At 43.8% G+C, this 12,397-nt stretch carries 11 protein-coding genes; 9 read left to right on the top strand and 2 right to left on the bottom strand.

The window, feature by feature from the left end:
* Positions 1–28: 28 nt before the first annotated feature.
* The 7 genes from BY457_RS07685 (at position 29) to BY457_RS07715 (ending at position 7,144) form a co-directional block, all read left to right on the top strand.
* A complete protein-coding gene (locus BY457_RS07685; RefSeq protein WP_106152755.1) occupies positions 29–1,174 on the top strand; it encodes an acyl-CoA dehydrogenase family protein in 1,146 nt (381 codons plus the stop codon).
* A gap of 85 nt (positions 1,175–1,259) precedes the next feature.
* On the top strand, positions 1,260–2,252 hold the full coding sequence (locus BY457_RS07690; RefSeq protein ID WP_106152756.1) for a type 2 isopentenyl-diphosphate Delta-isomerase: 993 nt from the start codon (positions 1,260–1,262) through the stop codon (positions 2,250–2,252).
* 264 nt (positions 2,253–2,516) lie between these two features.
* Positions 2,517–3,815, top strand: coding sequence for a hydroxymethylglutaryl-CoA reductase (locus tag BY457_RS07695; RefSeq protein WP_106152757.1), 1,299 nt, complete (start codon positions 2,517–2,519; stop codon positions 3,813–3,815).
* Position 3,816: 1 nt separating this feature from the next.
* Complete coding sequence (locus BY457_RS07700; protein WP_106152758.1) at positions 3,817–4,764, top strand: GYDIA family GHMP kinase; 948 nt, start codon at positions 3,817–3,819, stop codon at positions 4,762–4,764.
* Positions 4,754–5,794 (top strand): diphosphomevalonate decarboxylase, encoded by a 1,041-nt coding sequence (gene mvaD, locus BY457_RS07705; protein WP_106152759.1) that lies wholly within the window; start codon positions 4,754–4,756, stop codon positions 5,792–5,794. Before BY457_RS07700 ends, mvaD begins: the two co-directional genes overlap by 11 nt.
* 12 nt (positions 5,795–5,806) lie before the next feature.
* A complete protein-coding gene (locus BY457_RS07710) occupies positions 5,807–6,796 on the top strand; it encodes a mevalonate kinase family protein (protein WP_106152760.1) in 990 nt (329 codons plus the stop codon).
* A 3-nt stretch (positions 6,797–6,799) separates the two neighbouring features.
* Entirely contained in the window at positions 6,800–7,144 is a 345-nt protein-coding gene (locus BY457_RS07715) for a phenylpyruvate tautomerase MIF-related protein (RefSeq protein ID WP_106152761.1), read from the top strand.
* Positions 7,145–7,439: 295 nt separating this feature from the next.
* On the opposite strand, the gene BY457_RS07720 is transcribed toward BY457_RS07715, so the two are convergent.
* Together BY457_RS07720 and BY457_RS07725 are read right to left on the bottom strand one after the other, a co-directional pair.
* Positions 7,440–7,790: a P-II family nitrogen regulator gene (locus BY457_RS07720; RefSeq protein WP_106152762.1), complete on the bottom strand. Its 351-nt coding sequence runs from the start codon at positions 7,788–7,790 to the stop codon at positions 7,440–7,442.
* A 15-nt stretch (positions 7,791–7,805) separates the two neighbouring features.
* Positions 7,806–9,128, bottom strand: coding sequence for an ammonium transporter (locus BY457_RS07725; protein ID WP_106152763.1), 1,323 nt, complete (start codon positions 9,126–9,128; stop codon positions 7,806–7,808).
* 362 nt (positions 9,129–9,490) lie between these two features.
* On the opposite strand from BY457_RS07725, the gene BY457_RS07730 reads away from it, so the two are divergent.
* Both BY457_RS07730 and BY457_RS07735 read left to right on the top strand, forming a co-directional pair.
* On the top strand, positions 9,491–9,871 hold the full coding sequence (locus BY457_RS07730) for a hypothetical protein (protein ID WP_106152764.1): 381 nt from the start codon (positions 9,491–9,493) through the stop codon (positions 9,869–9,871).
* 313 nt (positions 9,872–10,184) lie between these two features.
* Positions 10,185–12,308: a TonB-dependent receptor gene (locus tag BY457_RS07735; RefSeq protein WP_106152765.1), complete on the top strand. Its 2,124-nt coding sequence runs from the start codon at positions 10,185–10,187 to the stop codon at positions 12,306–12,308.
* Positions 12,309–12,397 lie beyond the last annotated feature (89 nt).

Consider the following 12,397-nt stretch of genomic DNA (forward strand, 5'->3'; position numbering starts at 1 on the left):
TCATACAATCAATCATAAAACAGCAACAATGATATTCACAACCGAAGCACACGAAGCTTACAGGCAAAAAGTGCGAGAATTCGCAGAAACCGTCATAAAACCAGAGGCAGAGCGACTGGACAGGGAAGAACTATTTTCTGCAGAACTGACAAAAAAAATGGGTCAGGCCGGATTATTTGGCATAACACTACCAAAAGAATATGGCGGACAGGATCTTGACACCCTCTCCTACATCATTGCCATCGAAGAGTTATCACGAGTGGATGCTTCGCAGGCCGGCACAATTGCAGCGCACAACAGTCTTGGCATCACACCCATCTTCGAGTACGGTACTCAGGAGCAAAAAGAAAAATACCTCCCGAAACTAACCACCGGAGATCATCTTTGGGCCTTTGGTCTGACAGAAGAAACAGCAGGATCAGATGCCAGAGGGACGAAAACACGCGGAGTAAAAGAAGCGGATGAATGGGTCATCAACGGAAGTAAACGATACATAACCAATTCGGCCAACGAACTGACGCTGGGTGTCACCCTTCAGGTAATGACAGCGGATGAAAACGGAAAAGAGAAACTGACCACCATCCTGGTGGAAAAGGACACACCCGGATTTTCGTCGGAAAGAATGACCGGAAAAATGATGTGGAGAGCATCTGATACCGGTCGTATAAATCTCAATAACTGCCGTGTGCCAGTCACCAATACACTTGGGAAAGAGGGTCAGGGTGCCCGCTATATGCTGAAAACACTGGATGCCGGTCGTTTGTCCATTGCAGCCATGGGCGTTGGTCTGGCGCAGGGAGCCTTTGAAATGGCGCTGGAACATGCCCATAAAAGAGAACAATTCGGTCAGCCCATTGCAAAATTCCAAAGCATCAGTTTTAAACTGGCTGACATGGATATGAAACTGGAGCTGGCACGAAACACACTCTATAAAGGCTGTATGCTGAAGGAACAGGGAAAACCATTTGCACGCGAAGCTGCCATTGCAAAACTATACAGTTCTGAAATTGCCCGTGAAATTGCTGATGAGGCCATTCAGATCTTTGGCGGTTCCGGATTGTTCAAAGAGAACCCCATTGAACGGTTCTACCGCGATCAGAGAATTCTGCAGATTGGTGAAGGGACATCTGAAATACTGAGATTTGTAATTGCAAGGCATTTGGGAATTAAGTGAGTTCCGAGTTTGGAGTTCCGGGTTTGAACACAACCCAGAACCCAAAACACGAAACTCCAAACCCAAAACACCACAACTCATAAAAATGACAGACAGAAAAAAAGACCATATCGATTTGGCATTCTCTTCGAGAACTGAAGCAACGGATGCCGACAGAAGGTTTCATTATGAACCCATGCTGGCAGCACATCACAACGGTCAATTTGATGAATTTGATTTTGCAGGAAAAACCATGAAGTTACCCATCTGGGTAAGCAGCATGACCGGTGGCACCCAGCGTGCCGGCACAATTAACCGCAATCTGGCAACCGCCTGTGGAGAGTTTGGGATGGGTATGGGACTTGGCTCCTGTCGGTCATTATTAGATGATGACACTCATTTCCCTGACTTTGATGTCCGTCGGTATATGGGGAAATCCGCACCGCTTTATGCAAACCTGGGAATTGCCCAGATAGAGAAACTGATCGCAACAGGGTCTGAAGATAAGGCAGAAGTGCTGGTTCACAACCTCCAGGCTGATGGACTGATAATTCACGTAAATCCTCTTCAGGAAGCATTTCAACCCGAAGGTGATATCCTAAAGGCACCACCTATCGAAACAATCGAAGCTTTTCTTGCCAAAACCGACCTGAGTGTTATAGTTAAAGAGGTGGGACAAGGAATGGGGCCCGCAAGCCTTGAACGATTGATGGCCCTGCCACTGGAAGCAATAGAATTCGGAGCCTTAGGTGGAACGAACTTCGCCCGGTTGGAATTATCCAGGGTAACCGGCGATAAGGCATCTCACTTTGATGCATTCGGCAGAATAGGCCATACAGCTTCGGAAATGACAGGATTTATTAACGAAATTGTAGCAAAACGAGCTGCAAAGTGCCAACAAATTATAATATCCGGTGGTATCACCAATGTACCTGACGGGTGGTATCTGACGCAACAAAGTAAGTTAAAAGCAGTATTTGGAATGGGATCCGCATTTTTAAAGCATGCCATGGACGACTATGAAACGCTGCAAACCTTTGTAAAACAACTCAGGAAAGCACTGGGTATTGCTCAGAATTTCATGAGACCAATATATTAAAACACTGATTCATTCAAATGATGCTTAGTGACAAGAAATAATTTTTGGGGCCACAAATTTAACGAATGAAACGAGCATGATATTTTTTAAATATAAATATCACAAGAGAATATGTTTAAAAGAATATTATGCGAGAGCGAAGCGGTTCCATTCGTTCTCAAATTTTTAATTAGTTCTTTATCACATAATTACAAAATTTTAAACGAATGAAAAAATCCGTCAGTCGTTTTAATACTCGTTTATATTTTTGATAAACCAATATCTATGGACCAGATTATCAAAGGATTTTCCAAATTATCAAGAGAGGAAAAAATAGAAATACTGAGGAGACATTTTCAACTACCTGAAGATTTCGCCGAAATACTCAAAACCTTCCGGCATCCTGACCGGCAGGAACTTTTTGATGACTTCTCGGAAAACACCCTTTCAAACTTCTACTTACCATTTGGTGTAGCGCCCAACTTTAAAATTGACGACAACATGTACGTGGTCCCCATGGTCGTTGAGGAGAGTTCTGTGGTTGCAGCTGCAAGCAGAGCGGCTTCTTTCTGGGCAAAAAACGGGGGATTCAAAACCACCATTCACAACACCCTGAAAAAAGGACATATCTGGTTTAAATGGGACGGACCTAAAAGCTTTTTCGCGAATATGCCCGAAGGATTAGAAGAGAAACTGCGAGAAGCAGTTGTCCCCCTTACTGCAAATATGGAAAAAAGAGGAGGTGGAGTCCGGGCCATGGAAATTATTCCTTTGGAAGGTGAGTACGGATTATTCCAACTGCATATAAGTTTTGAAACGGTGAACAGTATGGGCGCCAACTTCATCAATTCCTGTCTGGAAGAGATGAAAGAGCCGTTAAAAGAGTTTTTCAACATCAATAAAGATTTCAAACAATACGGTGAAACAGAAATCATCATGGCCATCCTGTCCAATTACACTACTGAATGTCTCGTTACCAGCACCGTGGAATGCCCCATTGAGGCACTCAGCCCTTTCAGCGCAGGAATGGAGCCGGCCGGATTTGCACAGAAATTCAAACGAGCCGTAGATATTGCTTTGTCAGACACATCCCGCGCAGTTACCCACAACAAGGGCATATTTAACGGTACCGACGCAGTGGTAATAGCAACAGGAAATGATTTCAGAGCAGCTGAAGCAGCAGGACATGCCTGGGCTGCAAAAGACGGAAAGTATCGTTCGCTTTCCAGTTGCGAAATCACTGAAAAAGGCACCTTCAAAATGGATCTTACCCTCCCTCTTGCTTTGGGGACCGTTGGTGGCCTGACCCGCCTTCACCCCATGGCGGCACTGGCCCTCGAGATGCTGGGAAATCCATCAGCAGATGAATTAATGGGAATTGCTGCTGCCGCAGGTCTGGCCAATAATTTTTCAGCTGTCGCCTCGTTGGTTACAACAGGTATTCAAAAAGGGCACATGAAACTGCATCTATCCAATTTGCTAAAGTCGCTCAATGCAACTGAGGAAGAACAGAAAGCAGCAATGGACCATTTTAAGAATGAAACGGTTTCTGCGTTGAAGGTGAAAGAGTTTTTGAAAAGATAGTATGCAACAAGAAAGCAACCGGAATTCTTTAAAATTTCATGCCAACGGGAAATTACTGCTCTCGGGTGAATACGTGGTACTCTACGGTGCCAAAGCTCTGGCAGTACCTTTAAAATACGGGCAGAGTATGGAAATAAATGAACATTCCGGAGCAGATTTCACATGGAAGGCAACTCATCCCAAAGGAGACTGGTTTGAGGCCCGTTTTACCCCACAACTGAAATTATTAAGCACCAACGATAAAGCAAAAGCCCTAAAATTAAAGGAAATTCTCTCAGAAGCCGGGAAACAGGCCAAAAACCCTGTTGGTTTTTCAGGAATCACAGTCAACACCCATCTGCAGTTTGCTCCTGAATGGGGCTGGGGCAGTAGTTCAACTCTGATCAGTAATATCTCCCGCTGGATGGATGTGGATCCATACAAGCTTCTGGAAAAAACATTCGGAGGTTCAGGATACGATATTGCCTGTGCAACAAACCACTCGCCCCTCTTCTATTCTGTCACCAATGAAAATCCAAAAGCAGAAACAACCATATTCTCCCCTCCTTTCGCAGATAAATTTTGGGTGGTTTATCTTAACCGGAAACAAAGCTCAGCTGATTCCATACGAAAGCATACACAATCAGGCCCCATTAACCCATCACTCATTCAGCGTATCTCTGAAATCACTGAGCTGATGACCTCAGAAAGATCAGAAAACAACTTCATAAAACTGATGAAAGAACATGAGTTACTGATTGGAAAATTCACAGGAATGGAGCCTGTTCAGTCAAGAATTTTTCATAATTTCCCGGGACAGGTGAAATCGCTGGGAGCCTGGGGAGGAGACTTTATTCTTGCGCTGTCACAAACATCACCAACCGAAACAAAAAAGTATTTTCAAACAAAAGGCTTTCACGTTTTGTTTAACTTGTCAGATATAATACTAGACACAAATCATGCAACATAGCATTCAATCAAATACCACCTGGAAAACGCCATCAAATATTGCCATTGTTAAATACTGGGGCAAAAGAGATGTCCAGGAGCCTGTCAATCCATCCATCAGTTTCTCTCTTTCCGAAGCCACAACAACCACAAAGGTTACGGCCTCTCCCTCGGAAAAAGGAGGTTTCACTTTCCTGTTTGATGGGAAAGAGCAAGGAAGCTTCGATAAGAAAATCAGGAAATTTCTGGAGTTGGCTCAGGTCCGGCTTCCGCTAATAAAAGATCACTTTCTGAAGATTGAAAGCAGCAACACCTTCCCACACAGTACAGGTATTGCTTCTTCGGCGAGTGCCATGAGTGCCCTGGCATTTTGTCTTGCAGATTTACAACATCAAATAACCCCTGAAAATCCGCTGGATATTTCGGAGGTCTCCTCCGTGGCACGTCTGGGCTCAGGAAGCGCTGCACGATCGGTTTACGGTGGTTGGAATCTGTGGGGCCGGTTAACGGAAATCCCCGAGAGTTCCGATCATTACGCTGTGCCGGTTCCGGTTTCTGTAGATCCTGTTTTTCAGAAGTTTCACGATGACATATTGATTGTAAAAAGTGAAAAGAAGCCCGTTAGCAGTTCTGCCGGACATGCACTGATGAACCATCACCCCTACCGAAACGGAAGAATTAAGCAGGCACACGACAACACGCTTAACCTCATAAAATACCTGGAAACTGGGAATCTGGAGGGTTTTATTGAAATGGCAGAATCGGAAGCACTCTCCCTTCATGCTCTGATGATGAGTAGTACTCCTTCCTACACACTCCTGCAACCCAATTCACTCTTACTGATAGAAAAAATCAGGGAGTTCCGTAAAACAAAAGACATCCCTGTTTCCTTTACCATGGATGCCGGCCCCAATATTCACCTTTTGTATCCTGATGAATACCAAAAAGAAATTTCAGGATGGCAGGAAAAAGAGCTACAACCTTTGTGTGAAAAAAGCCGTATCATCAGGGATAATGTGGGCAATGGGCCACAAAAAATCATAAATTCGTAAAGATTGACAACGATGCAGAACGAAGCAGGCGAAATATTTTATTCCAAAATAATGCTCTTTGGTGAATATACCATCATCAAAGGATCCATGGGCTTGACCATTCCTTATGCTCATTTCAACGGGCAACTGGCCTTTCCCAATAAGGACAGTTACACAGACCTGGCTTTTGCCCAGCGCAGCAATCAGCACCTTTATGATTTCTGGTACTACCTGCAATCTCTGGTCAACAACAATTCCATGCTTAGCAACTTCAACACGGATCAACTAAAAGAGGATCTGGACAACGGTCTCTATTTTGAATCAACCATTCCCGAAGGTTACGGACTTGGCAGCAGCGGTGCCTTAGTGGCAGCATTTTTTCAGCGATACGTCAGTCACAATTTTGCTGACCGGGATAATATGACACCTTCGGAGATCCGATCTTTGAAAGAGCAGCTTTCACAACTGGAATCGTGGTTTCACGGCACCAGTTCCGGTATAGATCCGCTCATTTGCTACTTCAAACATCCGTTGCTACTCAAAGACCTGGATCATATTGAACCTGTGGGACTCCCGCGGTACGACAAAGAAAGATCGGATGCCATTTTTCTTATTAACAGCGGAAAGCCGGGCAAAACCGCCCCATTGGTACAACATTTCATGACAAGCTATGACAAGAATGATGCTTTTCGGGATTTCACTGACCATCAACTTACACCTTTGAACAATGCCTGTATCAACAACCTGATAAACAACGACAAAACTGAATTTTATCAAAGCCTGAAAGAACTCTCCTCACTTCAAAAGAAGCATCTGTCACTTATGGTTCCCCCATCGATTCATACACTATGGGAGGAGGGCATTGACTCGCAGGAATATTTTTTAAAACTTTGTGGTTCGGGAGGCGGAGGATTTATTCTGGGATTTACCAGAGATTATGAATCAACCCGCAAATTCATGGATAAGAACGGACTGGAGACCATTCCCGTTTATCAGGATTTAAGAAAAACCATAAAAACTTGAAAAATGCCATTTCTAAAAATCAGCACCAACAAAGCCATTGACATCACGGCACAAACTACCTTTCTAAAAGCCGCTTCAGCACAAATTGCTGAAACACTACAGAAACCCGAGAAATTTGTAATGACGCAATTTGATCAACCCACACCTATGACCTTTGGTGGCACAGATGAAGATGCCGCATTTGTGGAGATCAAGAGTATTGGATTAACCAACGGTCAGGCAGGAATATTGGCCAAAGAGATTCCCACCATCATTGAAAACCATCTTGGCATTGATGCCTCACGCATTTACATTGAATTTTCAGATGCCCCGAGAAGTTTCTGGGGATGGAATAAGGGAACGTTTTGAGGATTGAAGGCTGAGGGTTGAGAGCTCGGGGTTTTGAGTTGGGTTCCGAAATTATAAAAGCACAGACTTCCTCAATCATTTGAGGAGTAATGGGAATTTTGCAACCATCAATTATCGCCAACATTGTTTATCACGGTATTGTATTCTGGTTTCAGGATATAACACAGAAAAGAGCAATCAAAGAATATCGACACAACAAAAGAAAGAAACAAGCTTATTTTTAAATCTGCCACCCATTAAAAAAAACAGGACTCCAACCTAAAATGAAGCCCCATTTTCTTTTCAAATCTCAACATCAAATAGCCTCTCCACCTCTTTCACCGGTACGAATACGCACTACTTGTTCCAGAGGAGTCACAAATATTTTCCCATCTCCGATCTCACCATCCATACCGTTGTGCGACCTGGCAGCAACAACAATAGCATCAATGGTAGGATTTACAAAGTCCTCATTAACTGCAATATCAATTCTGATTTTAGGAATCAGATTGGGAACAATTCTTTTACCACGATAAATTTCTTCCTTTCGCTGAGCACCATGACCTGAGACACGACTTACGGTAATACGTGTGATCCCTGATGCAATCAATGATTCCCGCACCTGATCCAGTTGCGGCTCTCGTATAATAGCTGTAATTAGTTTCATATTCCGGTGTCTTAATTAATTTGGATTCAACATTCCATAACCTCTTTCTCCGTGATAGGAAGGATCAAGTCCCTGCATCTCTTCTTCGGGAGTGGATTTGAGACCCACTGTTTTTTGAACAATCCATAGCAATACCATGGTCACAACCAGCGCATATACGATGGCAATACCCACAGCCGCAGCCTGAACAACAAACTGATCCCATGCTGTCCAGATTCCACCTGCCAGTTCTGATGCATTTGTCATCCACTCGGGACGAATCAAAAAAGCAAGCAGCAATGCCCCCACAATACCGCCAACACCGTGGACGCCAAAGGCATCCAGGCTATCATCGTATCCCCATTTATCTTTCAGAATAATAGCAAAATAGCAAACCAGGGAAGCCACGGCACCCAAAATGAGGGCACCGGCAGGCTGAACCACACCGGCCGCAGGGGTTACCGCAACCAGACCCGCTAAAATACCACTGGCAAACCCCAGCGCAGTAGCTTTTCCCTGGTGAGTCAACTCGATGACCATCCACATCAAAGCACCTGCAGCAGCAGCTACCTGTGTGGCAGTCAGGGCCTGGGCGGTTGTCAAACCACTTGAAACACTACTACCGGCATTAAAGCCAAACCAGCCAACCCAAAGCAAGCCCGCACCAATCAAAGTAATAACCAAATTATTCGGACGCATCTGACGTTGTGGATAACCACGACGGGCACCCAAATAGAGCGCGGCAACAAGACCACTTACTCCAGCTGATATATGTACCACAGTACCTCCGGCAAAATCGATCGCCCCATCGGCCCCCAGATTAAACAAAAATCCATCGGGCGCCCAAACCCAGTGGCAAAGCGGATTGTAAACCAACAGCCCCCACAACGTAATGAATAGCAAGTAACTTTTGAACTTAACACGTTCAGCCACGGCACCGGCAAGCAGTGCAGGAGTAATAATCGCAAATTTTCCCTGAAACATGGAAAAAACATATTCCGGAACTCCTTCTTCCATGATGGTATGATCAATACCTCTCAAGAACAAATAGTCAGAATTCCAGCCAATCCATCCTCCAAGCACATTCTCTCCAAAGGTCATACTATAGCTGACAGCTACCCATAGCACACTCATTACTCCCATAGCGGCAAAGCTGTGCATCATGGTTCCTAATACATTTTTGGATCTTACCAATCCTCCATAAAACATGGCCAGTCCTGGAATCATCAACAACACCAGAGCGGTAGATGTAAGCATCCATGCGGTGGCTCCGGTGTCAATCTCCGGTGTTGCTGCTGCCAATGCCGGGAAAAACCCAACACTCAAAAAGACAGCCAACATCATCAATCGTTTTCTCATAGTTTAAATTTTAATGTTTGGTCGGTTTACTATTAAAAGTTTTTCAGGATTATTTTTGACAAATATACATATTCAAAGAGGGTTTATGAATTTTTTTACATTTTTTTCACAACCACCCCCCATTTCAATGGGGTTAGTGTTATAGTATTCTTGATACTTTTAAAGACACCCCCCTACTCAAACCTCATTAAATTTAAAACTCCGAAAAAACCGGGACAATTATTTTTTTCAAATCAACACCATCTTACATTGGTTCAAATCACTGATGTCCGGTTAAAAGCTTTACCATTGAAATATCAGCACCATAATTCCGAAAAATTCTGCATTTTTTATACCTTTGGCAGTTCGGAAAAGGATTTGATATGTTCCAACTAGGACTTTTTACCACACATCTTCCATACATCCTAATCATTGCTTTTTCTGCCTGGGCATTTTTATTCAAATCTGCTCCGGAAGAAGAAAAGGATTCATTATGCCTGAACATTCCGGAACATAATTTTTATACTTCCTGTAACGACCATTCTTTTCTCCTGAGAAACATTGAACCTGAGGTTACCGATACCACACCGACCTGCAAAAAGCAATGTTTCAAACAAACGAATAAAAACACCATTTCCAGACTCCTATTCAGCCCTGGAGAAAAGCTCCAAACGCCATATCCTAACACGCTCTACGATTTAACACTTTCCGGAAACCATCCGGACCGGGCACCCCCTGCACCATTGCGCCTGCACTTCTCTTAATTGGTAGATCTCCTCAAAGTACCATTTGCTGTGTTTTGCCTGCAACCAGTACTTCCTGAACAAATATTTACCTATTGCCAATTTTTTTTGCGGGTTTACAGCTAACGATTATTCAATCCGGCTACAGGCTATATCTTTGATTATCTTAATGAGACAATAACCATGATGGTGCTGCTTACAATACTTTTTTGTACCATCAGAAATTTCGGTATAAACACATCTTGTTGAACTGCTGTTGTAATCAAATATGAATAACGTATTTGCACCTGCAAAGCACGAAAACAGCAAGACCCGACAGAATAAAATACAATAAATGGAAAAACAGAAGACTCAATCCACTCTCCTTCTGATCATTGGCGTTTTGATATTGAACTCCACCCCACTTAAGGCACAACAAGCTTACGATAAAGATAAAATGCTGGTCTCCCTGGACAGCCTGAATTTCCCTACAGTCCAACTCGGGGAGGTGGTAATTAAAAGTGCACGGGAACAAAGGCCTTTACAGGAACTCCCTATCTCCACCAGTCTTATTCCGGTGAATCAGATAGAGCAGGAGCAGGTAACCGGACTTACCGACCTGACCTCCCGGGTTCCCAACTTATACATGCCATCTTACGGGAGCAAACTTACCTCCCCCATTTATATAAGAGGCATCGGTTCCCGCATCAATAGTCCGGCCATAGGGCTCTATGTGGACAATGTGCCTCAATTTGACAAATCCTCCTTCGACTTTGAGTTTTACAATATTGAGCGTGTGGAAGTTCTTCGCGGACCCCAAGGTACCATGTACGGACGTAATAACCTGGGAGGATTGATTCATGTGTACACGCAAAGTCCCGAAAATAATGAAAGCACCAATGCAGAAATAGAATTTGGCAACTATGGAAAGCAGAATTTTGGTCTGACAATCAACCAACCCCTGGGAGAAAAAACCGATTTCCAGATAGGTGGACAATACCGCCATCAAGATGGTTATTTTGAAAATATCTATACGGGAAAAATGGCCGACAAAATGGATGTTTATAACGGTCGGGCCAGAATTATCCATCGCTGGAACGAAAACTTTAAAAGCGACCTGATCGTCTCCACAGAAAATAGTACGCAAAATGGCTATCCTTACGGAGTTATTAACCCCTTAACCAATCAGCTTCAGCCGGTCAACTACAACGAAACCAGCGGCTATGACCGAAACCTGACCACTGCCGGACTGGTAAATACCTGGTCAATGGACAAATTAACCCTGAATGCGGTAACAAGCGGGCAGTACATAGATGATGAACAAACCATCGATCAGGACTTCACCACAGACTCCCGGTATATTGTATCTCAACCCCAGACCCAGTATGTGTTATCACAAGAAATAACCGCTAAGATGGAAAGAGACAAAACAGAAACAATTTTTGGTGTTTTTGGTTTCTACCATTCTCTGGAAAAAAATGTGAGCGTGGGAACCGGACCTGGTTACTCAACCCAAATCAGAAAAGATTATGAACACACAAATGCCGGTGTAGCCGCTTTTGCACAAAGCACTGTCAGCGACTTTCTGTTCGACGGTTTTTCAATCACACCTGGTGTAAGGATAGACTGGGAAAAAAATACGCAGGACTACTATCACGAAATGATTCGGGACGGCGCAACCATCCCCATGGACACTACCGACTCAGACATGAAATTCTCTGAAATTCTGCCACGCATCACAATCGATTATCAAATTTTGGATGCTTTTAATATCTATGCTTCGCTAACCAAAGGTTACAAAACAGGAGGTTTCAACAGCACCTTTGAGCGGTCGGAAGACCAGACTTTTGATGCCGAACACAGTTGGAATTACGAAGCCGGTCTAAAGTCAAAATGGGTTCTCAATCTCATGCGTTTCAGCATTACCGGTTTTTACATCGACTGGAAAAATCAGCAAATTTATCAACCGGTGCCCAGCGGACGGGGTTCCATGCTCAAAAATGCCGGACGATCAGAAAGCAAAGGCCTGGAAGCAGAGTTGGCCATCAGACCCAATAAAATTCTGGAAACCACTATCAACACAGGATACACAGAGGCTACTTTCTCGGAGTATCAAAAGAACGACAGCACCGACCTTTCGGGAAATCACCTCCCGTATGCCCCACGTGTAACACTATATGCCGGACAAAACATCCACATTCCCATCAAGAGCAACTTGCTCAACAAAGCTCAGATTAACATCAACTATCAGGGAACCGGAAAACTATACTGGGATGATGAGAACAGTGCTTCACAAGAATATTACGGGATCTGGAATGCCTCAGTTACTTTCCATAGAAAAAACGCTAGTCTTTCTTTTCGGTCACGGAATATATTTGATAAGAATTACCAGGTATTCAGGTTCAGTGCATTGGGCAACAATTATGCTCAACGTGGAATTCCTGCTAACTTTAGCGCCCGTTTGAAAGTGATGTTTTAGAAGTTAGAAACTGGAGGTTAGAAGCCGGAGATTGGAGATTAGAGGTTTGCCTGGAAGCGGGAGGTTTGAGAAATTAAAATATAAAATAT

Source organism: Marinilabilia salmonicolor, assembly GCF_003003035.1.
Taxonomy (GTDB): domain Bacteria; phylum Bacteroidota; class Bacteroidia; order Bacteroidales; family Marinilabiliaceae; genus Marinilabilia; species Marinilabilia salmonicolor_A.

Excerpts from the sequence above, each read along its gene's own strand:
- BY457_RS07715 (WP_106152761.1), top strand. The coding sequence starts at position 6,800 with ATGCCATTTCTAAAAATCAGCACCAACAAAGCCATTGACATCACGGCA.
- BY457_RS07685 (WP_106152755.1), top strand. The coding sequence starts at position 29 with ATGATATTCACAACCGAAGCACACGAAGCTTACAGGCAAAAAGTGCGA.
- BY457_RS07725 (WP_106152763.1), bottom strand. The coding sequence starts at position 9,128 with ATGAGAAAACGATTGATGATGTTGGCTGTCTTTTTGAGTGTTGGGTTT.
- BY457_RS07700 (WP_106152758.1), top strand. The coding sequence starts at position 3,817 with ATGCAACAAGAAAGCAACCGGAATTCTTTAAAATTTCATGCCAACGGG.
- BY457_RS07695 (WP_106152757.1), top strand. The coding sequence starts at position 2,517 with ATGGACCAGATTATCAAAGGATTTTCCAAATTATCAAGAGAGGAAAAA.
- BY457_RS07720 (WP_106152762.1), bottom strand. The coding sequence starts at position 7,790 with ATGAAACTAATTACAGCTATTATACGAGAGCCGCAACTGGATCAGGTG.
- mvaD (WP_106152759.1), top strand. The coding sequence starts at position 4,754 with ATGCAACATAGCATTCAATCAAATACCACCTGGAAAACGCCATCAAAT.
- BY457_RS07710 (WP_106152760.1), top strand. The coding sequence starts at position 5,807 with ATGCAGAACGAAGCAGGCGAAATATTTTATTCCAAAATAATGCTCTTT.
- BY457_RS07735 (WP_106152765.1), top strand. The coding sequence starts at position 10,185 with ATGGAAAAACAGAAGACTCAATCCACTCTCCTTCTGATCATTGGCGTT.
- BY457_RS07730 (WP_106152764.1), top strand. The coding sequence starts at position 9,491 with ATGTTCCAACTAGGACTTTTTACCACACATCTTCCATACATCCTAATC.
- BY457_RS07690 (WP_106152756.1), top strand. The coding sequence starts at position 1,260 with ATGACAGACAGAAAAAAAGACCATATCGATTTGGCATTCTCTTCGAGA.